The organism is Georgenia deserti (assembly GCF_042680605.1).
GTDB classification, from domain to species: Bacteria; Actinomycetota; Actinomycetes; order Actinomycetales; family Actinomycetaceae; genus Allobogoriella; species Allobogoriella deserti.
This window is the reverse complement of the sequence record NZ_JBHUEE010000001.1, coordinates 503,687-527,577: the sequence shown is the minus strand read 5'-3', so window position 1 is coordinate 527,577 and position 23,891 is coordinate 503,687. Positions and strand designations below refer to the sequence as shown.

Here is a 23,891-nt window from a genome sequence, read left to right as displayed (position 1 = left end):
GGCGGAGACGGCGGCCCGCTCGGGTGCGATCATGGCGAGCATGACTGCCGCCTCCGACACCACGCCCGAGTCACAGCAGGACACAGCCCACCAGGACGCCGCGCAGCAGGACGCCCAGCCCCTCGCCGAGCGGGTGAACAACCGCTCGCAGCGGCCCTCGAGCCAGGCGTTCCGCGAGTTCATCGCGGACGGATGGGCACCGCGGCCCGACGGGCTGCCCGAGCGGTCCCCCGCCGCCGACCATGCCGCGGCGCGGCGCGAGGCGATCGGCCGGCTCTTCCCGGGTGAGCGGCTGGTCATCCCCGCCGGTCAACTTCTCACCCGCAGCAACGACACCGACTACCGGTTCCGGCCGCACTCGGCGTTCGCCCACCTGACGGGTCTCGGCACGGACGAGGAGCCCGACGCGGTGCTCGTGCTGCACCCGCTCGAGGAGGCGGCCGGGGACGGCGGGACCCACGAGGCGGTGCTGTACTTCCGGCCGCGCGCCGGCAAGGACACCGAGGAGTTCTACGCGGACTCCCGGTACGGCGAGCTCTGGGTCGGCGAACGCCCTTCCCTGGAGGAGGTCAGCGCCGTCACCGGCCTGCGTGCCGAGCACATCGACTCCCTGGGTGACGCCCTCGCCAAGGACGTCGGCGCCGGCCAGGTCAGCCTTCGGGTGGTGCCCCAGGCTGACGCCGCCGTCGAGGCGCAGGTCGGCGAGTTGCGCCGACGGGCCGGCATGGCCGAGCAGGCCGCCGAGGCGGACGCCGCCCTGGCCGAGGCACTCTCCGAGCTGCGGCTACGCAAGGACGACTACGAGGTCGAGCAGGTGCGGGCGGCGGTCGCCGCAACAACGGCCGGCTTCGAGGACATCGTGCGGGCGTTGCCGCGCGCCGTGGCGCACCACCGCGGCGAGCGGGTGATCGAGGGCGCGTTCGGCGCCCGAGCGCGCGAGGAGGGCAACGGCATCGGCTACGACACCATCGCGGCCGCCGGAAACCACGCCAACACGCTGCATTGGATCGGCAATGACGGCCGGGTCCGCCCCGGGGAGCTCGTCCTGGTCGACGCCGGGGTGGAGGTCGACTCCCTCTACACCGCCGACGTCACCCGGACCCTGCCCGTCGACGGCGTCTTCACCGTGGCGCAGCGCCGGGTGTACGAGGTGGTGCTCGAGGCGGCCGACGCCGCGTTCGCCCGCGCCGCGACCCCGGGCGTGCGGTTCCGCGACCTGCACGCCGCCGCGATGGAGGTCATCGCCACCCGGCTGGCCGAGTGGGGCATGGTTCCCGGGACGGCGGAGGAGTCGCTGGCCGAGGAGGGACAGTTCCACCGGCGGTGGATGGTCCACGGCACGAGCCACCACCTGGGGCTGGACGTGCACGACTGCGCCCAGGCGCGCCGCGAGATGTACCTCGACGCCGTGCTCGAGCCCGGCATGATCTTCACGATCGAACCCGGGCTGTACTTCCGTGCCGACGATCTCAAGGTTCCCGAGGAGCTGCGCGGCATCGGCATCCGGATCGAGGACGACGTGCTCGTCCGCGAGGACGGCTCGGTGGAGAACCTCTCGGCCGCGCTGCCGCGTACCCCCGACGCGATCGAGGCGTGGATGGCGCGGCTGCGCGGCTGAGCTTCCGGGTTCAGACCCGCACGACGACCTTGCCGCGGGTGTGGCCGGACTCGTTGGTCCGGTGCGCCGCGGCGGCGTCGGCAAGGTCGAAGGCCTCGGCGATCTCGACCCGGAGCCGCTCGGTGTCGGCGAGCTCGGCGAGCACCTCGAGGTCGTCGCTGTCCGGGCGGACCCACACGTAGTGGCCGCCGTGCTCGTCACGGGCGGCCGGATCGACGACCGAGGCGACGACGCCGCCCGGGGCGAGGACCGGCACCGACTGCGCGACGGCGTCCGCTCCGGCGAAGTCCACGGCGACGTCGACGCCGTCGGGCGCGAGCTCGCGCAGCCGGTCGCTCAGGCCGTCGCCGTAGGTGACCGGCTCGGCACCGAGCGAGCGAAGGTACTCGTGGTTCGCCTCGCTCGCCGTGCCGATCACCCGGGCGCCGAGCGTGCGGGCGATCTGGACGGCGAAGGAGCCGACGCCGCCCGCGGCGCCGTGCACCACGACCGCCTGGCCCTCGCGCACGCCGGCGCGGTGGATGCTCTGGTAGGCAGTCAGTCCGGCCAGCGGCACACCGGCGGCCTCCTCGAAGCTGAGCGCCGCGGGCTTGTGCGCGAGGGTGCGCACCGGCGCCGCGACGTACTCGGCGAACGTGCCGGCATGGACCCAGTCCTTGCGCACGTAGCCGAAGACCTCGTCGCCGACCTCGAACTCCGGGGTGTCCAGGCCGACCTCCTCGACGACGCCGGCCACGTCCCATCCCGGGATCACCGGGAACTGGATGTCCAGCAGACCGTCGAGGTGGCCCTGGCGGATCTTCCAGTCGACCGGGTTCACACCCGCCGCCTTGACGCGGACCACGACGCTGTCGGGCCCCGGGTGCGGTGTGGGGACGTCGCCGAGTTCGAGGACGTCGGCCTCGCCGTAACGGGAGTAGGTGATGGCTCGCATGTCCGGGGCAACGGGCGGTCCGCCGTCGGGTATTCCTGCCGGCTGCGGACTCAGCCCTCCTCGGGAACCTCCACGGGCCGGCGGCGGCGGGTACGGGCGCCGGCCTCGAGGTGGGTGCGGGCGAAGTGCAGCGAGTCCGCCAGCGCCGAACGTTGCGCGACGGTCGACATCTTCCGGGTGTTGACCTCGACGACGACGGCGCCGCCGAAGTCCTGGGCACCGAGCATGTGCAGCACCTCGGCGCACGGTTGGGACCCGGTGCCGGGGACGAGATGCTCGTCCATGAAGCTCGAGGTGCCGTCGGCGAGGTGCAGGTGCGCCAGCCGGTCCCCCAGCTCGTCGGCCATGGCGAGGGCGGCGTCGTGGTCCAGCCCGGCGGTGGCGGTGTGGGAGAGGTCGAGCGTGACGGAACGGTAGTCGTGCTCGAGCGGGTCCCAGCCGGGCAGGTACGCCTGCATGGTGCGCTCACGGCGGCGGGTGCGCGCCCGCCAGGGGAACATGTTCTCCACCGCCAGGCGCATGCCGTCGAGTCGCTCACGCTCGGCGACGGCGCCGACGAAGTGCTCGGCATAGTTGCGCTGCCACCGGAACGGCGGGTGGATGACGACGACGTCGGCGCCGACGTCGTGCGCCAGCTCGGTGGCCCGGTCGATCTTGTCCCACGGGTCGTTGCCCCACACGCCCTGGGTGAGCAGCAGCGTCGGGGCATGGATCGCCAGCACCGGCATGCCGTGAGCCTCGGACAGCCGGCGGATCCGCTCCGCGCTCTGGCTGTCCGGGTCGCGCAACACCATGACCTCGACGCCGTCGTACCCGAGGTCCTCGGCGAGAGCGAAGGTGGCCGCCACGCTGCCCGGGTAGACGGACGAGGTGGACAGCCCGACAGGGATCGACCGGCTCATCCCCGGCTTCCGGCCTCACCCGAGGCGTTGTCCTGCTGGTGGCCGGGGCCCTGTCCTTCCAGATCCTCCAGCCGCAGCCCGTACTTCGGCCGCTCACTGCGCCCGTCGTCCGAGGACGGCGCCGACGAGGGCGTCGTGCCGCTGCCGCCCTGCGGGCGGGCCGGCGAGCCGCCCGGTTGGGGCCCGGGGGGCGGGTTGGTCCCGTACGGTCCGGTGGGCTGGTCCGGTTGGCCGGGGCCGGGCTGTTCACCGTGCGCGGTGGCGCCGTACTGCGGCGGGTTGGTGCCGTACTGCGGGGAGTTGGCGCCGTACTGCGGCTGTCCGGGCGATCCGGGCGTGCCGGAACCAGTGGGCGTGGTGGGCCCGGTGGCCTGGCGCACGCGTCCGGCGTATCCGCCCTCGGTGAGGATCCGTCCGGCGTCCGCGGCATGCTCGGACTCGCACAGCACCGCGTACCGCGACGCGACGACCTGGCTGGCAGAGGTGAAGTCGCGCTTGCCGCCGGTCAGTGCGTAGGAGACGACGGCGGCGAGAATGCCGAACGCCGCACCCATGAGCACGCCGGCGAGCAGCGGGAACTGCCCGTCGGGCAGGAACATCCACAGCAGGAGCGAGATGAGCAGACCGAACCAGGCACCGCTCATCGCGCCGGCGCCGGCGACCCGGGCATAGGTCAACCGGCCCGTGATGCGTTCGACCATGCGCAGGTCGGTACCGACGATCGTCACGTGCTGGACGGGAAAAGCCTTGTCCGAGAGGTGGTCGACGGCCTTCTGGGCCTCGAGATACGTCTTGTAGGAGGCGACCTCGACCCCCGTGGGCATGGTGGGGACGTTGGCGCGTGTCTGCCGGCCGCTCATGGACATACCACGATCTTCCTCTGTTGCGGCGCAGGGTGCCAACACACCTGGCTGTCGGCTCGGTCACCGTGCGCGGCTCACACCCGCGCCGTCGGCTTCGTCGCTGGCTACCCTGGCCTGGTGACCCAGCCGACGCCCCGTCCGACGGTCAGCCGCGTGTATCTCGCCCGGCTGAAGGGCACCGCCGTCTTCGATCCACTCGGGGACCAGGTCGGCCGGGTGCACGACGTCGTCGTCATCATGCGGCTACGTGGCGCGCCTCGGGCGGTCGGCCTAGTCGTGGAGGTGAGCGGCAAGCGCCGGGTGTTCCTCCCCCTGACCAGGGTGACGAGCATCGACGCCGGTGCAGTCATCACCACGGGCCTGCTCAACATCCGGCGGTTCGAGCAGCGAGCCACGGAGACGCTCGTCGTCGGCCAGTTGCTCGACCGTCAGGTCACATTCCGGGATGGTTCCGGGGGCGGCACGGTCCAGGACGTGGCGATGGAGCAGCAGCGCAACCGGGACTGGCACATCACCAAGGTCTTCGTCCGGCGAGCCGGCCGGGGCGGGCTCATGGGCCGGCGCGGCGAGGGCGTGGTCGTCGACATCGACGAGATCAACGGTCTTGCCGGGACGCCCGAGCAGCAGGGCGTGACGTCGCTGCTGGCCACGCTGGAGGACCTCAAGGCCGCCGACCTCGCCGACGTGCTGCACGAGCTGCCCACCGCACGGCGGCTCGAGGTGGCCTCCGGGCTGCCCGATGAGCGGCTCGCGGACGTGCTCGAGGAGCTCGGCGAGGACGACCGGGTGGAGATCGTCTCCTCGCTGGACCTCGAGCGCGCCGGTGCGGTGCTCGACGCCATGGAACCCGACGACGCCGCCGACCTGTTCCGGGAGCTGCCGGCGGAGAAGGCCGCCGAGCTGCTGGCGCGGATGGAGCCCGAGGAAGCCAAGGACGTGCGCCGACTGCTGGTCTACGAGCCGTACACGGCCGGTGGGCTGATGACCACCGAGCCATTGGTCCTCTCCCCCGAGGTCACGGTGGCCACGGCGCTGGCGCACGCCCGACGCCAGGACGTGACACCGGCCTTGTCGGCGATGCTGTTCGTGGTCCGCCCGCCGTTGGAGACGCCGACCGGGCGGTTCCTCGGCGTCGTGCATCTGCAACGGGCGCTGCGCGAACCGCCGCACGAGCTCATCGGCGGCATCCTGGACAAGGACGTCGAGCAGCTGCTGCCCGAGGACGACATCGGCAAGGCGACCCGCCTGCTCGCCACGTACAACCTCACGGCGTTGCCGGTGGTGGACGCCGACCGCCGGCTGCTCGGGGCGGTCTCGGTCGACGACGTGCTGGACAACCTGCTCCCGGACAACTGGCGCGGCGCCGACGAGGAGGTCACCGACGAGGCGATGACGAGGACCGCCCATGGCTGAGCGACTCGACACGCCCTCGGAGGGGCGCCGGTGGCGCCGGCCCCGTGTCGATCCGGAGTTCTTCGGCAACGGCGCGGAGGCGATCGCCCGCTTCATGGGCACCGCGCGGTTCCTGATCTATCTGACCTTGTTCTGCGCGCTGTGGCTGGTGTGGAACACCTTCGGTCCGGAGCAGCTGCGGTTCGACTCCTCCGAGTTCGGTTTCACGGCGTTGACGCTCATGCTCTCGCTGCAGGCGTCCTACGCGGCGCCGCTGATCCTGCTGGCCCAGAACCGGCAGGACGACCGCGACCGGGTGAGCAACGAGCAGGACCGGCAGCGGGCCGAGCGGAACCTCGCCGACACCGAGTACCTGGCACGGGAGATGGCCGCGGTGCGGATGGCCCTCGGTGAGGTGGCGACCCGCGACTTCGTCCGCTCGGAGCTGCGCGGGTTGCTGGAGGACATCGTGGAGGAGCGCGAGGCGCGCATCCGCGAACTGGAGGTCGAGCTGGCGCAGATGGCGCAGGCCGACGACGGCGACGACAACGGCGAGGACGCGCCGGGCGGACAGCGCGCCGGTGACATGGACCGCAATGACCGTCCCGGCGAAGAACCTGGCTCGGCACCTACGATGGGGACATGAGCGCACCCACCATCGAGGCCGTGCAGGCGGAGCTGGTCAAGGTCATCGACCCGGAGATCCGTCGCCCCATCACCGAGCTGAAGATGGTCCGGTCGGTCGAGGTCGAACCGGACGGGCAGGTGGTCGTCGGGGTGGACCTGACCACCGCGGGCTGTCCGCTCAAGGACACCATCACCAAGGACGTGACCGACGTCGTCGGCGCTATGGAGGGCGTCTCCGACGTGCGCGTCGACATGGGGGTGATGACCGAGGAGCAGCGCAAGGAGCTGCGGTCAATGCTGCGCGGCGGCATGGGCGAGCCGGAGATCCCGTTCAGCAAGCCGGACTCGCTGACCCGGATCTACGCCGTCACCTCCGGCAAGGGCGGGGTCGGCAAGTCCTCGGTCACCGCGAACCTCGCCGCGGCCATGGCAGCCGACGGGCTCAAGGTCGGCGTGGTCGACGCCGACATCTACGGTTTCTCCATCCCCCGGATGCTGGGCGTGGAGCTGCCACCCACCAAGGTCGATGACATGATCATGCCGCCGGTGGCCAAAGACGTGAAGGTCATCTCGATCGGCATGTTCACCCAGGACGGCCGTCCGGTGGTCTGGCGCGGACCGATGTTGCACCGGGCATTGCAGCAGTTCCTCTCCGACGTCTTCTGGGGTGACCTGGACGTCCTGCTGCTCGACCTTCCTCCCGGCACCGGTGACATCGCGATCTCGGTGGCCCAGATGCTGCCGAACTCCGAGATCCTCGTCGTCACTACACCGCAGGTGGCTGCCGCCGAGGTCGCCCAGCGGGCGGGCATCGTCGCCGAGCAGACCAATCAGCGCGTGGTCGGCGTCGTGGAGAACATGTCTTGGCTGGACCAGCCGGACGGCACCCGGGTGGAGCTGTTCGGCTCCGGCGGCGGTGAGCAGGTCTCGGCCGAGCTCGCCAAGGGCCTCGGCTACGAGGTGCCACTGCTCGCCCAGGTGCCGATCGAGCAGGTGCTGCGCGAGGCGAGCGACACCGGCACGCCGCTCGTGCTGCGCGAGGAGGACACGCCGGCGAAGCAGGCGCTGCAGTCTCTCGCCCGTTCATTGAGCCACCGTGCCCGTGGCCTGTCGGGCCGGTCGCTCGGCATCAGCCCCGTGGGCTGAGCCTGGCAGACTGAGCCGCGTTCGAGGGCCCGGCCGAGGTGCGCCCGAGGAACGCCGACGCGAGCGATCCTTTCCGAATAGCGTGCTCGGGATGTACTACCGAGGCACCGACGCTGCTGGCCTGCCGCGATGGTCGGGGCCACCGCACGACGTCGTCCCGGGCGCCACGCCGGCCGGTGCCGTGCTCGGCCAGGGGCCGGGCGCCGTCGTCGCGCTCCACCCGCTCGGTTGCTTCCCTACTGGCGTCAGCCTGACGCTCACCGTGATGTCCCCCGACGCGGAGCGGGACCTGGGAGTCCTCGTGACCGGGTGGGACCACCCGCGTCACCACCCGGTCCCGGGAGCCCTCCGGCTGGCGCTCCACCTGGCGGACGGCACGGTTCTCACCGCGGGTGACCTGCACGACGGGGACCAGGCGCACACCCTCTCACCACGTCGGTCCCAGGCCACGGACACCTGGGCGGAGGTGACCTTCTGGCTCGCGCCGCTCCCGACTGCCGGACCGCTCCGCGTCGTGTGCTCCTGGCCGGAACGCGAGGTGGCCGAGTCGGTCACCACGCTCGACGTCGGCGAGATCCGTGCCGCTGCCGGGCGTGCGGTCCGGCTACCGTCCTCATGGCCGGGCCGATGACGCCTGGGCGTGGCGGTCGGCGCCCATATACCCGCTCGGCGCCATCCCTCGACGGTGACGTCGGCCGGCGCGCCCGGGTGGTACTCGACCGCCGTGCCGGCGACGTCGAGCGCGAGGGTCAGCTTGGTCTCGGAGCGCCGGTATGCCGGCAGCGCCGGGGTCGGGCGGACCGAGATGGGTGCCCGCGGGAGACTGCCGAGCGCGCGGGCTCGTTCGACCGGCGGCGATAGGGCGATCAGGTCGGCGTGTGCGGTGAGGCAGTCCATGCGGGCCCAGGTGGTGCTGTCCGTCGGGACCGCCTCGCCGGCCGCGAGCTCGGGATCGAGGAAGTGATTCGCGTGCACCAACGTGGTCCCGGACCGTGCCCGCACGACGCCGACACCGGCGGGTGAGATCTCCAGGCACGCGGCGGCCGGTTCGGCGGTGACCACGGTCAGCACGGTCGAGGCGGTGACCGACACCGACCGGGCGATCGCGATCGCCTCCTCGAGGGTCTCGGCGCGCTCGAGGAGCATGCGGGCGAGGACATGCACGGGTACTCCTCCCCCGCCGCCGTCCGTGGCGTGGTTGAGGATGTTCAGGTGCACGCCGACGCCATGGGTGGATACGCCGAACTTGGCCACCTGGCCCGCCTCGGCCACGGTGACGACGCCGATCCCTGCCGCGGTCGGATACCTCGCCGCGACCAGGTCGTCGCCGACACCCGGCACCCAGTCCCAGGTCTGGAACGTCCGTGGCGCGCCGCCGTCGGGTGGCAGGTGAACCGCCGTCGAGCACTCACTGGCCGCGGACCGGGCGGCGGCGAGGATCTCGGTCCGGGCGTTCAGCGCCCAGACCTGCCATTCCTCGAGACCGGCCGCCCGCGCGAGCGTCCCGACCTCCTCGACGAGCTCGGGCGCGTGCGCGGCCACGGCCGACGCAGACGTCTCGGCGTGGTACCGGGCCTGAGCCCCGGTCATGCCGTAGCTCGCGAAGAGCGCGAGGTACTGGCGCACCGCGTTCGCCAATGCCGACGCGAACGTGCGGCCGTACTCGGTGCCGCGTACCGACGGCGAGGCGGCGTCGCTGGTCCAGGTGTGCACACCCACCTGGGCGACGGTACCCGCCTGCGCGGGGCCGCTGTCCCCGACCGCCCCGGGTACGCGCGCCGGCCGCGACGTCAGTGGCTCCGGATAGCGTTGCCGCGTGACCAGCACGCCGCTCATCCGCCGTCCCGCGCTCGTCTTCGACATCCTGGGCACTCTCATCGACCAGGCCGGGAGCCTGCGTGACCGCCTCCGCGAGGCCACCGGTCTTGACGCAAACTCCGCGACCCGAGCGGCCGCGCGGTGGCTGGACGTCGTCGCCGACCACGAACGCGCGATCAACAACGGTTCCCGGCCGTTCGCCCCGAGCCACGTGCTCGACCGCGAGGCGGTGGACCATCTGGTCCGCACGGATGCGATCCCAGCCTCGGCCGCAGAGGCACTGGCGGACACCTCCGAGCGACTGAATCCCTGGCCGGACAGCGTGGCCGGGATCGACCGGCTGGCCCGGATGCGCCCCGTCCTCGGACTGTCGAACGCCGGCCGCCGCACCCTCTCCGGGCTCAGCGCACACACCGGCCTGCGCTGGCACCAGGTCCTCTCGGCCGAGGACGCCGCGGCCTACAAGCCGGACCCCGCCGTATACGCGACGGCCATGGCAGCGGTACCGGCAGACTCCGGCACGCCGATCATGGTAGCCGCGCACGCGTGGGACCTACGCGCCGCTGCTACCGCCGGCATGCGGACCGCGTACGTGCCACGTCCCGACGGCGACCCGCCGCGCCCGGGCGAGAGGTTCGACCTGCACGCCGCGGATCTGGCCGATCTCGCCGACCAGCTACAACGGTTGGACCAGGCGTCCGGTTTCGGCGGCCCAGTGTCCTAGTCCCGCCCGCCTCGGCGTCTACCCCATCGAGGCGGCCCAGGCGTCGAGCCCCTGCTGGATCTCCGCGTCGCTCTTGTGGCTCACGCGGCACATGAGCGTCCACCGCACGCCATACGGGTCCTGGATGGAGGCGAAGCGGTCGCCCGTGACGTCGAAGTCGGCCGTCTCCTCGCGCACGCGGGCACCTCGGGCACGCGCGGCCGCAACCACCGCGTCGACGTCGGGAACGTACAGGGCGAGACTGAACTGTGCGTCGTCGCGTGTCGGGTCGGCCGCGACGGCGTGGAACTGCTCGTTCGGGTCCATGACCTGCATCCGGCCGGCGCCGAGGTCGAGCTCCGCATGCCAGACGGAGCCGTCCGGCCCGTCCATCCGGGTGGTCACCCGTGCGCCGAAGATCTCGGTGTAGAAGTCGATCGCCTCGGCGGCAGGCGAGACCACGACCATCGGGGTCAGGGCGGTGAATCCGGCCGGCCGGAAGTCCGTCGCCGGGACGGTGGGCTGCGTGGCGGCGTGCGTCGTGGGCGTGCGGTGCGCTGTGCTCTCGGTCATGTCCCCACGGTTGCCTACGCTCGCGGTGTGCGGCTTGAACATTCGCGACAGCCTCGGCCGGGGACGCGGCCGGCCGGTGTGCTGTGGCCGCGGGCCGGGCCCGAGGTGTATGAGACCGGACGCGAGGCGGTGCCGGATCCGGCCGACCTGGTGGTCAGTCACTACTGGTGGGTGCACTGGCGCCGGGACCGGGTGACGCCGTTCCGCGCACAGGTCCTCGGCCATCCGGTGCTCCACCTGACCGTCGAGGACGCCGACGGCGCCATGCACGGACACGACATGCCGCAGGCTCTCGTGCACGGCGTCGTCACCCGACTGTTCACCGCCGACCTGCCGACCGCCGGACGGGTCGCCGGAGTGGCGTTCCGTCCCGGCGGGCTCGCCGCGCTGCTGGATGCCGACGTCCGCGCACTCACCGGCCGGGTCGTGACGGCGGCGACCGTGTTCGGCATGGAGATCGACCACCTGCGCGCGGCGGTGCTGGCCGAACCCGAGGAATCAGTCAGGTTGCGCCTCTTCGCCGACGCCGTCGGTCAGCTGCTGGCTCCGCGGCTGGACCGCGTACGCGAGGACGGCGGGTATGCGACGGTGCGGACCGCCGTCGAGCTCATGCGGCAGCGCGAGCAGGTCTCCCTCGGGCCGGTGGCCGAGGCCGTGGCGACATCCCCGCGCACGCTGCAGCGGCTGTTCACCCGCTACGTCGGCGTCTCGCCGCTGTCGGTGCTGCGGCGGTATCGGCTGCAGGACGCGGCGTCGGCGATCGACGCGGGAGCCGGCGAGGACCTGGCCGCGCTGGCCGCGTCGCTGGGGTTCGCGGACCAGGCCCACTTCACCCGGGCCTTCACCGCGATGGTCGGTGTCCCGCCGTCGCGCTATCGCGCCGGTTAGGTCGCCGAGCCGGAGCGGTGACGGTGCTCAGGTGGCTTCATCGTCGAACGGAACGAGGTAAGACTCCGCCTCGTCCTCCGAGGGCGGTGTGGCTCGACCGTTGCCGGATCGGTCGCCGGTGGCTGTCCCGTTGCCCGAGGCGGCCTCGGCGGACCCGGCCGCGGTCCCGTCGCCGGACGCGGCGGACGTCTGCGCCGTCTCTCCCGCGCCGTCGCCGGAGTCGGCGCTGTGCTCTCCCTGGGCCGAGGAGCGGTTCGCCCCGGCCGCGACGGCGGCGGCTCCCGCGGCGGTGGCGGCTGCAGCGCCCGTCGAGCCACCGCTGCCGGTGCGCCGTGCCGCGGGGCGTTCCGAGGGACGGCGAGCCGCCCGTGGCCGCGACGGCCGGGGCGGCGGATCGTCCTCGGCCAGGGCCTCACGCACGATGCGCCGCGGATCGTACTGACGAGGATCAAGGGCGGCCAGGTCGTCGAACTCCGGGCCGAGCTCTTCGCGCACCTTCTCGCGCGCTCCCATGGCGATCCGCTTGACCTCGCGGGTCACCCGAGCGAGCTGCTGGGCGAGCTCGGGGAGACGTTCCGGCCCGATGAGGAGGAACGCAAGGATGGCGAGGACGACCAGCTCACCACCGTTGATCCCGAACACGCGCTCCAGGATACGGGTACGCGAGCCCCGACCGGTGCCGGGTCAGTTGCTCACTTCCTCGTCGAGGACCACAGTGACCTCCTCGACGCCGTTCCCGCGCCGCACCCCGAGCACGACCTCGTCCCCCGGCGCCCGGGCGCGGACTGCGACGATGAGCTCGTCGGGTTCGGTAACCGGCTCGCCGTCGATGCTCACGATCACCTCGCCGGGCTCGATCCCGGCCTCGTCCCCAGGGCCGCCTGGCGTGACGGGCGGCGTCCCACCCGATTCGTCCTCGAGGACCTGGACGCCCTCGCCGGCGTACCCCGTGTCCAGGGCGATGCCGATGACGGGGTAGGTGGCGCGACCGTCCTCGATGATCTGGTCAGTGGTGCGGCGGACCTGGTTCGACGGGGTGGCGAAGCCGAGTCCGATGCTGCCGCCGGCGCCGCCCGCGGTGGCCGCCTGTGCGATGGCGGTATTGATGCCGATGACCTCGCCGTCGGCGTTGACCAAGGGTCCGCCGGAGTTGCCGGGGTTGATCGCGGCGTCGGTCTGGATGGCGTTGATGAAGGTGGTGTCGTTGCCCGATCCGGCGGTCACCGGCCGGTTGAGGGCGCTGACGATACCGGTGGTGACGGTGCCCTCGAGCCCCAGCGGCGCGCCGACGGCCACAACGGGGTCGCCGACCACCACCTCGTTCGAGTCGGCCAGCGGGAGCGGTTCGAGCCCCTCCCGTTCGACGTGGAGGACCGCGAGGTCATAGTCCGAGGTCCTGCCGATGACCCGGGCCTCCTCCTCGCTGCCGTCCGGGAACCCGACGATGATCGTGCCGTTCGCGACGGCGAGGTCGATGACGTGGTTGTTGGTGACCACGTAGCCGTCCTCACGCAGCACCAGGCCGGTGCCGGAGGCGCCTTCGCCGGTGCGGTCCTCGCCGCTGGTGGCCTGGATGTAGACGGTGGAGGAGAGCACGTCCTCGGCGACGTCGGCCACGGAACCCGAGGCGACCGTGCCGCCGCCCGGGCCGTCGGCGTCGGTGTCATCGTCGGCGAAGAGGTAGCGGGCTCCGACACCGCCGAGCAGCGTCCCGGCGAGCAGAGCGACCACGACGAGCAGGACGGTGACGAGCACCGGGACCTGGCGGTGGCCTCGCTCCGGCGGGCCGGCGGGCACGGGTGGCATCCCGGCACCCGGTGCCGGTGGCATCCCGTAGCCGGGGTGGCCGTGAGGCGGCGGGCCGAGCTGCCCGGCGCCCGGTTGGCCGGAGCCGTACTGGGGCGGCGGCGGGCCCTGCTGTGGCCTGGCCTGCTGCGCAGCGGGGTTCGAGTAACCGCCCGGTGCCGCGGGGGCCCATCCGGTGCGCTGGTCGGCGCCGGGCCCTGCCGAGCCGGGCGTGCCCTGGGTCGGTGCCGAGCTGGACGGGCCGGCCGGGCCGGCCGGGGTGCCTACTCCCGGAGGTGTCTGCCCCGAGGCTCCAGGACCCGGTCCGTACGGCCCGGGGGCACCAGGCCCCGACGGCGAGGGGCCGGGCTGCGGCCACCCCTGCTGATCATTGCTCATGCGGACTCCTCGTCCCCCCGGAGGTCACCGGGATTCGATCAGAACGTCCGCCCACTCCACAAGGGTGTCCCAACCTCGGTCGATCCGGTCGGCGACCGCGGGCCCGGGCTCAGTCGCCGGCATGGCCGCGGCGATCGAGCGGACCAGAGCGGGGTCGTCGGTACTGGTGACCAGGACTGCCCGGTCGTGACACTGCAGGACGACGGTACCGGCCTGCCCGGGCAAGGAGTGCATCTCGTGGCCGCCGAGCTCGAACTCGTCCAGGCCGCGGAGTGCCTCGAGGTCGAGGACACCGCGCTGCTGGACCACGGTGGCGGTGTGCCCGTCGCGGACCACCTCGATCACCACGACCTCCTCCCCCTCGGAGCCGGCGGAACCGACGAGGTTGATGTCGGCGCCCTCCGGCATCCGGTCCGGCACCACCCAGCCCTGCTGGTCGAGCCAACTCAACGCCGCCTCGGTGCCGTCGGCGTCGGCGTCGTCACCGACGGCCTCGGCCGTGGCCGCGACCGTCAGCGGTGTCTCCGACTCGCCGTTCGCCTCCTCGAGCATGGCGACGGGGTCGCCGGTGCGCTCGTAGACCGCACCCAGGGTGAGCAGCACCGCCAGCACCCCACACGTGCCGGCCAGGACATACGAAGCCCGGGCGGCCAGCCGGCGACGCCCGGGTCGATAGCTCAGCGGTTCCCACGCACGCTCCACGACGGCGCGGGCCCCGGTCGGTGCGGGAGGCACCTCGGTCTCCCCCAGCCCCACGAGACGAGCGGTGAGATCGTCACTCGGCCGGACGTCCGTGGCCTCGGCCATCCGGCGCCGGAAGTCCCGCTCGGCGGCGAGCAGCGCGGCGCACTCCTCGCACGAGACGACGTGCTCGAGCGCAGCCTCGGCCTCCTCGGGCGCGAGCCGGCCGTCGACGAGTCCACTGATCTCGTGACGCAGATGACTCATCCAACCTCCGCCGTCGCGTCGGGCGCCCGCGCCGGCCGGCGGTGCCCGAGCTGATCGCGAAGCATCGCCCGGGCCCGGTGGATCCGCGAGCGCACCGTCCCCATCTTCACCCCTAGGGTCGCCGCGATCTCCTCGTAGGACAACCCCTCGATGTCGCACAGGACGACGGCCGCGCGGTACTTCGGCGGCAGGGAGTCCAGAGCGGCCTGGACGTCGAGGTCCAGGTGGGCGTGTTCGAACCCGCGCTCCGGCTCGCCCGAGTCACTGGCGGCCGGCAGACGCTCACCCGCCTCGCCGAGCGGGTCCATCCGGAGCCGGGACCGGCGCCGGGCCTGGTCGAGGAAGAGATTGGTGGTGATGCGGTGCAGCCAGCCCTCGAAGTTCCCGGGCTGGTAGCTGTGCAGGGACCGGAAGACCCGGACGAACGTCTCCTGGGTGAGATCCTCGGCATCGGCGGTGTTGCCGGTCAGCCGGTACGCGAGCCGGTACACCCGTGGGGTGTGGTCGCGGACGATCTCCTCCCAGGTCGGCGGCGACCACACAGGCTGCTCCGCCGCGGGCACGTCAGCCGGCACGCCGTCGTGGCGTGGGGTCATCTCACCTGCGTCGGCGTCGCTCATGTGCCGGTCCTTGCTCGCGGACGAATCTGCCGGGGTCATCCACCACCATGGTACGCAGCAACCTGGGAAGAACCTGGGGGACAACTCCCCGGTACCATCACCGGTCAGCGGCGCGGAACTAGCGCCCTTCGCCCACGGGAGGTCCACCATCAGTGCCGACAAGGCCCAGTCCTGGGCCTATACCGAAGAGTTCGTCGCCGAGGACGAGGCCGTCGCCGCTGCGCGTGGCCGGGCGGAGGAGCTCGGCGTCACCCCGGTCAGCGCGGGCGTGGGCTCGCTCCTGCGGGTCGTCACGGCCGCAACCCGGGCGCGTGCCGTGGCCGAGGTGGGGACCGGGACCGGCGTCGCGAGCCTGTGGCTGCTGGCAGGCATGGCCACCGACGGCGTGCTGACCTCCATCGACATCGAGCCCGAGCATCAGCGGGCGGCGCGCGAGTCGTTCGCCGAGGCGGGGCTGAAGCCGGCCCGCACGCGGTTGATCGGCGGACGCGCGGTCGACGTGCTGCCCCGCCTGGCCGACGGGGCCTACGACCTGGTGCTCGTCGACTCCGATCCCGCCGAACTGGCCGAGGAGGTCGATCAGGCAGTGCGGCTGCTGCGGTCCGGCGGTGTGCTCGCGGTGCATGCGGCCCTGTGGCACGACCGGGTCGCCGATCCGGCACGCCGGGACGAGGACACCGTTGCCGTGCGCGAGCTGGGCAAGCAGATCCGTGAGGACGAGCGGCTGACGAGCGCGCTGCTCCCCAGCGGGGAGGGTGTGCTGCTCGCGGTGCGCCGCTGAGGCCTCGCGAGAACCGCAGACGCGGCTCGCTCCTCGGCTCGGCTCAGGCCAGACTCTCGAGCCAGCGCACCAGAAGCCGGGCGCCGAATCCGGTGGGGGCCTGCGCAGGCAGCTCACCGTCGGCCTTGCCGGCCCGGCCGACCCCGGCGATGTCCAGGTGCGCCCAACGGACCTGCCGCGTGAACCGTTGGAGGAAGAGGGCGGCGGTGATCGACCCTCCCCCGACCTTCGGGTCCTTGACCGCGTGGCCGATGTCGGCGACGTCGGAGGCCAGCGCCGAGCGGTAGTCCTCGACCAGCGGCATGCGCCAGGCCGGTTCGCCCGCGTCCTGGCCGGCCCGGATCAGGGCGGCGGCGAGGTCGTCGGAGTCCGCGTACAACGCGGCGTGGTGGCGGCCAAGACCCAGCGTGGCCGCGCCGGTCAGGGTGGCGACGTCGACCACGTCGTCCACCTGCAGGGTATCGACCACCCAACCGATGGCGTCGGCGAGGACCATGCGGCCTTCGGCGTCGGTGTTGGAGATCTCGACGGTGGTGCCGTCGAAGGTGCGCACCACGTCGCCCGGGCGGTAGGCGGATCCGCTCAGTGCGTTCTCGGCGAGGGGCAGGACGGCGCTGACGCGGACGGGCAGACCTGCGTCCGCGGCGGCGAGCACGGCGGACAGGACGGTGGCGGAGCCCGCCATGTCCGTCTTCATGGGGATCATCGCCTCGCGCGGCTTGAGGGACAGCCCGCCGGTGTCGTACGTGATGCCCTTGCCGACCAGGGCCACGGACCGCAGCGGTCGGTCGGGTGTCCAGGTGACCACCACCAGCCGCGGCGGAGTCGCCGAGCCGCCGCCCACAGCGAGCATGGCCTCCATCCCCTGCCGGTCGAGCCAGTCCTCGTCGTGGACCTCGACGGCGAGACGACCTCCAGTCATCGGGGCGTCGGAGACCAGAGCGGTCGCCTGGCGCGCCATCCACTCCGGGTTCTTGGTGCTCGACGGCGTGGCGGCCAGCAGCCGGGTCAGCCAGGTGGCACGGGCCGCGGTGCGGGCGGCTGCGAGCGCGTCCGCGCCGCCGGCGACGTGGCCGTGCAGGCTGAGCATGCGAGCCGGTTCGGCGCCCGGGACGGCGCTGTGACCGGTCCGGGGCATGCGGTATGCGGCGAGGAGGAATCCCTCGACGAGCGCGCGCAGGATCTCGGCGTCGAGCGCGTCGCCGAGGGTGAGTGCCAGGCGCCCGAGGCCGGCGCCGGCCCGCCCGAGGCAGAGTCCGGCCCGCCGGGCCGCGGACGGACTCCCGTCGCCCCAGCCGAGGAGGACCACCACCGCGGGCAGGTCCTCGTACGGCAGTGGTGGGTGCCCCGCCAGCGCCCGCGGCAGGCGGACGGTACGGGTCCAGCCGCTGGTCCCGGCCACTCCGTCGGCGTCCGCGCGAGCACTCGCTTCGGCGAGCAGGTCGACGCCGTACCGGTCGGCGATCCGCTCGCCGGCGCCGCCCAGCCTCGGTGCGCCGGCGTCCGGCGCGGGGTGGACCGGGATCGCGATCGCGCCGACGTCGCCGGACGCTGCCGGCTCGAGGGGTGCGTCGGTGAGGGTGACCTCGGGCAACGCGATCCGCGGCAGGATCTCACTCACGGGCGGCTCCACATGGCGACGGCGATGGCCGGTCCGCGCGAACGCCGACCGGCCATCGGGAAGAACAGGGTCAGCCCGCGACGGCGCTGAGGGCCTCGCTCAGCTCACCGGCCTCCGTCGGGTTCAGCTCGACGACCAGGCGGCCGCCACCCTCGAGCGGGACGCGCATGACGATGCCGCGTCCCTCCTTGGTCACCTCGAGCGGCCCGTCTCCGGTCCTCGGCTTCATCGCGGCCATCTGGTGTACCCCTCTTCTCCATGGATCCTCGACCACCCCGTCCCCGGGGTGGAACCCGCCCCTCGGCGGGGTGATCGCCGGACCCATTCTAGGTCACTCGGGTGCGCCGCCCGCGTCCTCCGCCGCCGCGGCCTGCGCCTCCGCCTCGCGGACGAGCTGCGCCATCCCCTGCAACACGGCGTCCACGGCCTCCTCCGCGGTGTCCACCACAGGCAGCAGGTCGAGGTCGTGCTCGGAGATCGTGCCGCGGTCGAGCATCGACGTCTGCAGCCACTCGATAAGCCCGCCCCAGTAGTCGCTGCCGAGGAGCACGATCGGGAAGGAGGAGACCTTCTGGGTCTGCACCAGGGTGAGCGCCTCGAACAACTCGTCCATGGTCCCGAAGCCGCCGGGTAGCACGACGAACCCCTGGGAGTACTTGAGGAACATCGTCTTGCGAGCGAAGAAGTAGCGGAAGTTGACGCCGAGATCGACCCACTCGTTCATGCCCTGTTCGAAGGGGAGCTCGATCCCCAGTCCGACGGAGACGCCGTCGGCCTCGACGGCTCCCTTGTTGGCGGCCTCCATCACCCCTGGGCCCCCGCCGGTCACCACGGCGTAGCCCGCCTCGACGAGTCGGCGGCCGACGTCCTCGGCGAGGGCGTACTCGGCGTCGTCGGGCTGGATGCGCGCGGAACCGAAGACGGCGATGGCCGGGCCGAGGTCCGCCAGGGCGCCGAAGCCCTCGACGAACTCCGCCTGGATGCGCATCACCCGCCACGGGTCCTGGTGCAGCCACTCGAAATCCTGCTCGGGAGCCAGCAGCCGGGCGTCCGTGGTCTCCCGGGGGATCTTGCCGCGGCGCAGCAGCACCGGGCCCTTGCGGTAGCCGCGATCGTCGCCGTCGCGGTCGGAGCGCACCTCTCGTGTCATGGGGCCATTCTCGCCTGCGGACGCTGCCTTCGCGGGTGAGCGCGCCCGGCGAGGCGGCGCTGCGCGGTCCGCCGACCGGCGCGGCCTGCCACCGACTCAGGTCAGCCACGCCTCCAGCGCGGCGGCGCAACTGCGGATCTGGCGCACCGGGCAGCGCTCGTCGTCGGCGTGGGCGAGCAACGGGTCGCCCGGGCCGAAGTTGACGGCCGGCACGCCGAGCTCGGCGAAGCGGGCCACGTCGGTCCAGCCCTGCTTCGCCACGGGCTCGGCGCCGGTCTCGGCGGTCACGGCCGCGACGAACTCCGCGGCGAGCGGGTCCTCCAGGCCGGGGCGCGCCCCGCCGGCGAGGTCGGTGACCTCGACCTCGAACCCGTCGAACAGCTCGCGCACGTGCGCCTCGGCGTCGGACGGGCTGAGCGAGGGCGCGAAACGGTAGTTGACGGTGACGACGCAGCGGTCCGGGATCATGTTCGAGGCGATCCCGCCTGTGATGCGGACCGCGTTCATGCCCTCCCGGTAGCTCAGCCCGTCCACCTCGACCTCGCGTGGCCGGTAGCTGCGCAGCCTGTCGAGGATCTCCCCGGCCGCGTGCACCGCGTTGACGCCGCGCCAGGCCCGGGCCGAGTGGGCGGTGCGACCGGTCGCGACGACGTCCGCGCGCAACGTTCCGTTGCACCCGCCCTCGATGCCGCCGCCGGTGGGCTCGCCGAGCAGGGCGAGGTCGCCGGCGAGCCAATCCGGGTGGTGGCGCGCCAACCTGCCGAGCCCGTTGGCCTCGGCGGCGACCTCTTCATGGTCGTAGAAGACCCAGGTGACGTCCCACCGGGGTGCGGCAAGCCGGGCGGCCAGGTGCAGCGCGACGGCGACCCCGCCCTTCATGTCGACGGTCCCTCGTCCCCACAGTTCGTCCGTGCCGTCCTCGGCACTCGCCCGCCAGGTCGGCAGGTTGCCGGCGACCGGCACGGTGTCGATGTGGCCGGCGATGATCACCCGCCGCGGCCGGCCGAGGTCCGTGCGGGCGACGAGCGCGTCGCCGTCGCGCAGCACCTCGAGGTGGCCGACCGGCCGTAGAGAGGCCTCCACGGCGTCCGCCAGGGCGCGTTCGTCGTCGGAGACGGAAGGGATGTCGCAGATCGCGGCGGTGAGGTCGACGACGTCACCGGTCAGGTCGGGCAGCGCGGGAGGCACGGCCTCGACTCTAACTCGCCGGGTCAGCTCACGGACGCGTGTCCCCTCACGCCGAGATCGTCATCTCGGGTGCGTCCCACGACCGAGACGACGATCTCGGCGGATGAGTGGTCACGCGTGGTGCAGGACCCGGGCCGCCTCGGAGATCGAACCGGTCAGCGACGGGTAGATCGTGAAGACGTTGGCCACCTGGTCCACCGTGAGTCGCTGCGCCACGGCGATGGTGATCGGGTAGATGAGCTCGCTGGCCCGCGGGGCGACGATGACGCCGCCGATCACCACGCCGGTGGCGCGGTCGGAGAAGAGCTTGACGAACCCCTCGGTGATGCCGAGCATCTTGGCGCGCGCGTTTCGGGCGATCGGTAGGTGAGTGACGGCGCCGTCGACCTCACCGGCGGCGATCTGGCGCTGACTGACCCCGATGGTGGCGATCTCCGGAGCGGTGAAGATGTTCGCCGCCACGACTGAGAGGTCGAGCGGGGCGACGGCGTCGCCGAGTGCGTGCCACATGGCGATCCGGCCCTGCATCGCCGCCACGGACGCGAGCGGCAGGACCCCGGTGCAGTCGCCGGCCGCGTAGATCCGGTACCCCGAGGTCCTCGAGACCCGGTCGACGACGACGTGGCCGGCATCGGTCAGCGAGACGCCGGCCTCCTCCAAGCCCATGTCCGCGGTCGACGGAACGCCGCCGACGGCGACCAGGCAGTGCGATCCCTCGACGACCCTTCCGTCGGTCAGCTCGACCTCGACGCCGTCCCCGGCACGCCGCACGGCCGCGGCCCGGGAACGGGAGAGCACCGTCATGCCGCGACGCCGGAAGACCCCCTCGATGAGCTCGGCGGCGTCCTCGTCCTCCCCCGGCAGCACCCGGTCCCGGGAGGAGACCAGGGTGACCTCCGCACCGAGCGCGTTGTACGCACCGGCGAACTCCGCACCGGTGACGCCGGAGCCGACCACGACCAGGTGCTCGGGAATGTCCGTGAGGTTGTACATCTGGGCCCAGGTGAGGATCCGCTCGCCGTCCGGCTGCGCCGTCGGCAGGATCCTCGGGGTGGCACCGGTGGCGATGAGGATGATGTCCGCCTCGATCGCGCTCTCTCCGCCGCTGGCGGTGGTCACGTGCACCAGACGGGTACCGGCCGCCGAGAGCTCAGGGTCGAGCCGACCGGTGCCCGCGGTGATCGCGATGCCTTCGCGCTCGAGCCTGGTGCGGATGTCCGCGGACTGGGAGCGGGCGAGCTCGACGACGCGTTTGTCGACGACCGCCATGTCCGCGTGCAGGGCGCCCGCTTCGCCGTCCGCGCCGGCGGACTCGATGCCGAGCTCGGGCGCCTGCTCGGTCACCGTGAGCCACTCGGCGGTGGCGATGAGCGTCTTGGAGGGGACGACGTCGGTCAGGACGGCCGAGCCGCCCATCCCCTGCCGTTCGACCACGTGGACCTCGGCGCCGAGTTGGCGGGCGACCAGCGCGGCCTCGTAACCCCCCGGCCCTCCGCCGATGATGACGACGCGAGAACCGACCCGCACCGGCGAGGCGTGCGCGGAGTGTTCCGCCCGCACCTCGTCGGAGGCCACGGGCCGAGGGTCGGTCGCGGGCGGCGGTGGCGTGGTCGGCTCGCTACTCACTGGACGCATTGTGCCGAAGATCCCCGTCTGCCGCCGCCCGCATCGCGGTCGGCCCCGGCTCAGGCCGGCGCCGCCGCACCGTCCCGGAGCGGCGCCGTCGACGACTGCCCCTCCAGCCAGCCGCGCAGCCGGTCCGGCCGGTCGGTGATGATCCCGTCGGCTCCGGCGGCGAGGGCCGCCGCCCAGTGGTTCGGCTCGTTGAGGGTCCAGACCATCGACCGCAGCCCGTGGCCGTGCAGCGTGGGCAGCAGATCCGGCTGCTCAAGGAGGACGTCGCCACGCGGGTTGCAGGTGACGACGTCGAGCTCGGCGCACAGGTCGAGCAGGCCGGGTTCCTCGCGGCCGATGAGCAGACCGCGGCGCAGGTGCGGCGCCACCTCGCGGGCGGTGGCTACGGTCTGCGGGGTGAAGCTCTGCACGAGGACCCGCTCGCCGAGGCCGGCTTCGGTCAGCGCGCCGAGCATCGCCCGCAACGGATCGGCCGGCCAGGTGCCCTTGACCTCGAGGAGGAGCTCGAGATCGCGGTAGCGGGTCAGCAGCGCGAGGACGTCCGCCAGCCGCGGCAGCGGCGTCCCCGCGTAGGCGGGGTCGAACCACGCTCCGGCGTCGAGGTGGCGGAGCTCGTCCGAGGCGAGGTCCGCCACCCGCCCTGCGCCGTCGGTGGTGCGGTCGACGGTGTCGTCGTGGATGACGACAGCTGCGCCGTCGGAGGTCATCTGCACGTCGATCTCGAGCATGTCCGCACCGGCGCGAGCGGCGCCGACGAAGGCGGGGACGGTGTTCTCCGGCGCGAGCTCGGACGCGCCCCGGTGCGCAATGATGAGCGGGAGGCTGCCCGGGTCTTGCCAGGCGCCGGTCACAGGTACGGCTCCACGTTCTCCTCGTACGCGCGCTGCAGCTCGTTCGTGACGTTCGGGAACACATCCTCGGCGTCCGCGCCGTTCAGCACGATCTGCTCGAGCCCGTCGGTGATGATCTGGTCGCCACCCGGGGTGAAGACGCGGACGTAGTCCTGCACGCGGGTCTTCTCCTGGAGCTGGTCCACCGAGGTTCGGAACTGCGGGGTCTCCTCGTACAGGGCCCCCATGGTCTCGCCCTCGATCGCCGAGGTACGCACCGGCATGTACCCGGTGGTCTGGGAGAACAGGGCGGTGTTCTCGGTGTCGGTGAGGAACTTGAGGAACATGCCCGCCGCGAGCTGCTGCTCGGGCTCGCGGTCGGCCGAGATGGCGACGCCGGTACCGCCGGTGGGCACGTTCGGCCCGGCGGCCGGCCCGTCGGGCAGGTAGGCGGTACCGAGTTCGAAGTCCGCCGCGTCGAGCAGTCCGGTCAGCGACCCGGTCGAGGCGATGAGCGAGGCGTACAGCCCGCCGGCGAAGTCCTGGTTGGTGTCGGATCCGAACCCGGCGAAGGCGTCGGGACCGTTGTACATGTCCCGCACGAAGTTGCCCGCCGCGAGCGCCTCGGGGGTGTCGAGGGTGATCTCCCACTCCTCGCTCATGGCACCGCCGTGGGCCCAGATGATGTTGGAGAACCACCACGCCGACCACGACGGTCCGATGCCGTTGCCGAGCGGGGCGCCGTCACCGGGCACCACCTCGCGCAACGCACCGGCCCAATCCTGGAGCTCTTCCCACGTCTGCGGACCGCGGTCGGGCAGGCCGGCCTGCGACCAGAGGTCCTTGTTGTAGTAGAACAGCGGCGTCGAGCGGGCGTACGGCGCGGCGAAGTGCTGGTCCTCGTACACATAGTCGCTGTACAGGGTCTCGACGTAGTCGTCGGTGTCGACCTCGAGGTGGGCGAAGAGGTCGTCGACCGGGATGATCTGGCCGTTGACCATGTAGCGGAACCACCACACGTCCGAGGCGATGACCAGGTCCGGGATATCGGAGGTGCCGGCCGCCGCCTGGAAGCGCTGGGCCACCTCGTCGTAGTTCGCGCCGGCGGTCACCAGCCGCACGTCGATCCCGGTCTCCTCGGTGAACGCCGCGATGTACTCCTCCTCGAGCTCCTTGGTGTTGCCCGGGTGGTTCGACCAGAACACGAGCTCCTCGGCCGGCTCGACACCCGACCAGTCGGTGCCGCCGGCCTCACCGTCGTCGGAGTCTTCGCCGCTGGCCACGGACGGGCCGCCGCACGCGGCGAGCAGACCGGCACCGAGGCCCAGGCCGCCGAGGGCCAGGACGTCGCGGCGGCTGGGTCGGCGCACGCCGCGGGGCAGGACGAGTCGGGAGGTGGAGGGTCTCATCGGCAGGGCTCCTCAAAGGTCGGGTCGGACGGACGGTTCTCTCGATCGGCGCGGGCCGCGC

The 23,891-nt window shown here is 72.6% G+C and carries 23 protein-coding genes; 7 read left to right on the top strand and 16 right to left on the bottom strand.

Annotated features, from left to right (window positions below; translation table 11 throughout):
- Nucleotides 1-31: 31 nt before the first annotated feature.
- Nucleotides 32-1,618 carry an aminopeptidase P family protein gene (locus ACFSE6_RS02530; protein ID WP_465254095.1) on the top strand — a complete coding sequence of 529 codons (1,587 nt, stop codon included), beginning with the start codon at nucleotides 32-34 and terminating at the stop codon, nucleotides 1,616-1,618.
- A 10-nt stretch (nucleotides 1,619-1,628) separates the two neighbouring features.
- On the opposite strand, the gene ACFSE6_RS02525 is transcribed toward ACFSE6_RS02530, so the two are convergent.
- The 3 genes from ACFSE6_RS02525 to ACFSE6_RS02515 are packed head-to-tail and all read right to left on the bottom strand — an operon-like array spanning nucleotide 1,629 to nucleotide 4,314.
- The gene (locus ACFSE6_RS02525; protein WP_388002121.1) at nucleotides 1,629-2,552 is read right to left on the bottom strand and encodes an NADP-dependent oxidoreductase; all 924 of its coding nucleotides are present in this window, start codon (nucleotides 2,550-2,552) and stop codon (nucleotides 1,629-1,631) included.
- Between the two features lie 50 nt (nucleotides 2,553-2,602).
- Entirely contained in the window at nucleotides 2,603-3,454 is an 852-nt protein-coding gene (locus tag ACFSE6_RS02520; RefSeq protein ID WP_388002120.1) for a sugar phosphate isomerase/epimerase family protein, read from the bottom strand.
- Nucleotides 3,451-4,314 carry a general stress protein gene (locus tag ACFSE6_RS02515; RefSeq protein ID WP_388002119.1) on the bottom strand — a complete coding sequence of 288 codons (864 nt, stop codon included), beginning with the start codon at nucleotides 4,312-4,314 and terminating at the stop codon, nucleotides 3,451-3,453. Before ACFSE6_RS02515 ends, ACFSE6_RS02520 begins: the two co-directional genes overlap by 4 nt.
- A gap of 117 nt (nucleotides 4,315-4,431) precedes the next feature.
- Here ACFSE6_RS02515 and ACFSE6_RS02510 point away from each other — a divergent pair, with 117 nt between their 5' ends.
- The 3 genes from ACFSE6_RS02510 to ACFSE6_RS02500 are packed head-to-tail and all read left to right on the top strand — an operon-like array spanning nucleotide 4,432 to nucleotide 7,482.
- The gene (locus ACFSE6_RS02510; RefSeq protein ID WP_465254110.1) at nucleotides 4,432-5,730 is read left to right on the top strand and encodes a magnesium transporter MgtE N-terminal domain-containing protein; all 1,299 of its coding nucleotides are present in this window, start codon (nucleotides 4,432-4,434) and stop codon (nucleotides 5,728-5,730) included.
- Entirely contained in the window at nucleotides 5,723-6,355 is a 633-nt protein-coding gene (locus tag ACFSE6_RS02505) for a DUF1003 domain-containing protein (RefSeq protein ID WP_388002117.1), read from the top strand. The genes ACFSE6_RS02510 and ACFSE6_RS02505 overlap by 8 nt, the downstream gene beginning before the upstream one ends.
- Nucleotides 6,352-7,482 (top strand): Mrp/NBP35 family ATP-binding protein, encoded by a 1,131-nt coding sequence (locus ACFSE6_RS02500; protein ID WP_388002116.1) that lies wholly within the window; start codon nucleotides 6,352-6,354, stop codon nucleotides 7,480-7,482. The genes ACFSE6_RS02505 and ACFSE6_RS02500 overlap by 4 nt, the downstream gene beginning before the upstream one ends.
- 324 nt (nucleotides 7,483-7,806) lie before the next feature.
- Here ACFSE6_RS02500 and ACFSE6_RS02495 read toward each other — a convergent pair whose 3' ends face one another.
- The gene (locus ACFSE6_RS02495) at nucleotides 7,807-9,318 is read right to left on the bottom strand and encodes a C45 family autoproteolytic acyltransferase/hydolase (RefSeq protein WP_388002115.1); all 1,512 of its coding nucleotides are present in this window, start codon (nucleotides 9,316-9,318) and stop codon (nucleotides 7,807-7,809) included.
- Between ACFSE6_RS02495 and ACFSE6_RS02490 the strand changes: the two genes are divergently transcribed.
- On the top strand, nucleotides 9,299-10,024 hold the full coding sequence (locus ACFSE6_RS02490; protein ID WP_388002114.1) for a haloacid dehalogenase type II: 726 nt from the start codon (nucleotides 9,299-9,301) through the stop codon (nucleotides 10,022-10,024). The two genes, ACFSE6_RS02495 and ACFSE6_RS02490, sit on opposite strands and share 20 nt — an antisense overlap.
- Before the next feature lie 18 nt (nucleotides 10,025-10,042).
- Here ACFSE6_RS02490 and ACFSE6_RS02485 read toward each other — a convergent pair whose 3' ends face one another.
- Nucleotides 10,043-10,576 (bottom strand): VOC family protein, encoded by a 534-nt coding sequence (locus tag ACFSE6_RS02485; RefSeq protein WP_388002113.1) that lies wholly within the window; start codon nucleotides 10,574-10,576, stop codon nucleotides 10,043-10,045.
- A 27-nt stretch (nucleotides 10,577-10,603) separates the two neighbouring features.
- Between ACFSE6_RS02485 and ACFSE6_RS02480 the strand changes: the two genes are divergently transcribed.
- Nucleotides 10,604-11,464: an AraC family transcriptional regulator gene (locus ACFSE6_RS02480; RefSeq protein ID WP_388002112.1), complete on the top strand. Its 861-nt coding sequence runs from the start codon at nucleotides 10,604-10,606 to the stop codon at nucleotides 11,462-11,464.
- Between the two features lie 27 nt (nucleotides 11,465-11,491).
- Here the strand turns inward: ACFSE6_RS02480 and ACFSE6_RS02475 are convergent, their stop codons facing one another.
- From ACFSE6_RS02475 to sigE, 4 genes are read right to left on the bottom strand one after another with little or no spacing between them, the layout of a single operon-like run.
- The gene (locus ACFSE6_RS02475) at nucleotides 11,492-12,106 is read right to left on the bottom strand and encodes a twin-arginine translocase TatA/TatE family subunit (RefSeq protein WP_388002111.1); all 615 of its coding nucleotides are present in this window, start codon (nucleotides 12,104-12,106) and stop codon (nucleotides 11,492-11,494) included.
- Nucleotides 12,107-12,148: 42 nt separating this feature from the next.
- Nucleotides 12,149-13,648 (bottom strand): S1C family serine protease, encoded by a 1,500-nt coding sequence (locus tag ACFSE6_RS02470; protein ID WP_388002110.1) that lies wholly within the window; start codon nucleotides 13,646-13,648, stop codon nucleotides 12,149-12,151.
- A 24-nt stretch (nucleotides 13,649-13,672) separates the two neighbouring features.
- Nucleotides 13,673-14,596, bottom strand: coding sequence for a hypothetical protein (locus ACFSE6_RS02465; protein ID WP_388002109.1), 924 nt, complete (start codon nucleotides 14,594-14,596; stop codon nucleotides 13,673-13,675).
- Nucleotides 14,593-15,192: an RNA polymerase sigma factor SigE gene (gene sigE / locus ACFSE6_RS02460; RefSeq protein ID WP_388002357.1), complete on the bottom strand. Its 600-nt coding sequence runs from the start codon at nucleotides 15,190-15,192 to the stop codon at nucleotides 14,593-14,595. Before sigE ends, ACFSE6_RS02465 begins: the two co-directional genes overlap by 4 nt.
- Nucleotides 15,193-15,364: 172 nt before the next feature.
- Between sigE and ACFSE6_RS02455 the strand changes: the two genes are divergently transcribed.
- The gene (locus ACFSE6_RS02455) at nucleotides 15,365-15,997 is read left to right on the top strand and encodes an O-methyltransferase (RefSeq protein WP_388002356.1); all 633 of its coding nucleotides are present in this window, start codon (nucleotides 15,365-15,367) and stop codon (nucleotides 15,995-15,997) included.
- Between the two features lie 43 nt (nucleotides 15,998-16,040).
- Here the strand turns inward: ACFSE6_RS02455 and ACFSE6_RS02450 are convergent, their stop codons facing one another.
- The 7 genes from ACFSE6_RS02450 to ACFSE6_RS02420 form a co-directional block, all read right to left on the bottom strand.
- On the bottom strand, nucleotides 16,041-17,618 hold the full coding sequence (locus ACFSE6_RS02450; RefSeq protein WP_388002108.1) for a leucyl aminopeptidase family protein: 1,578 nt from the start codon (nucleotides 17,616-17,618) through the stop codon (nucleotides 16,041-16,043).
- Nucleotides 17,619-17,688: 70 nt separating this feature from the next.
- Nucleotides 17,689-17,856: a DUF3117 domain-containing protein gene (locus ACFSE6_RS02445; protein WP_388002107.1), complete on the bottom strand. Its 168-nt coding sequence runs from the start codon at nucleotides 17,854-17,856 to the stop codon at nucleotides 17,689-17,691.
- Between the two features lie 93 nt (nucleotides 17,857-17,949).
- Nucleotides 17,950-18,768 (bottom strand): LOG family protein, encoded by an 819-nt coding sequence (locus ACFSE6_RS02440; RefSeq protein ID WP_388002106.1) that lies wholly within the window; start codon nucleotides 18,766-18,768, stop codon nucleotides 17,950-17,952.
- 96 nt (nucleotides 18,769-18,864) lie between these two features.
- On the bottom strand, nucleotides 18,865-19,956 hold the full coding sequence (dapE, locus tag ACFSE6_RS02435) for a succinyl-diaminopimelate desuccinylase (protein WP_388002105.1): 1,092 nt from the start codon (nucleotides 19,954-19,956) through the stop codon (nucleotides 18,865-18,867).
- A 111-nt stretch (nucleotides 19,957-20,067) separates the two neighbouring features.
- The gene (locus tag ACFSE6_RS02430) at nucleotides 20,068-21,591 is read right to left on the bottom strand and encodes an NAD(P)H-quinone dehydrogenase (protein WP_388002104.1); all 1,524 of its coding nucleotides are present in this window, start codon (nucleotides 21,589-21,591) and stop codon (nucleotides 20,068-20,070) included.
- Nucleotides 21,592-21,641: 50 nt separating this feature from the next.
- Nucleotides 21,642-22,442 (bottom strand): glycerophosphodiester phosphodiesterase, encoded by an 801-nt coding sequence (locus ACFSE6_RS02425; RefSeq protein WP_388002103.1) that lies wholly within the window; start codon nucleotides 22,440-22,442, stop codon nucleotides 21,642-21,644.
- The gene (locus ACFSE6_RS02420) at nucleotides 22,439-23,830 is read right to left on the bottom strand and encodes an ABC transporter substrate-binding protein (RefSeq protein WP_388002102.1); all 1,392 of its coding nucleotides are present in this window, start codon (nucleotides 23,828-23,830) and stop codon (nucleotides 22,439-22,441) included. Before ACFSE6_RS02420 ends, ACFSE6_RS02425 begins: the two co-directional genes overlap by 4 nt.
- Between the last annotated feature and the right edge of the window lie 61 nt (nucleotides 23,831-23,891).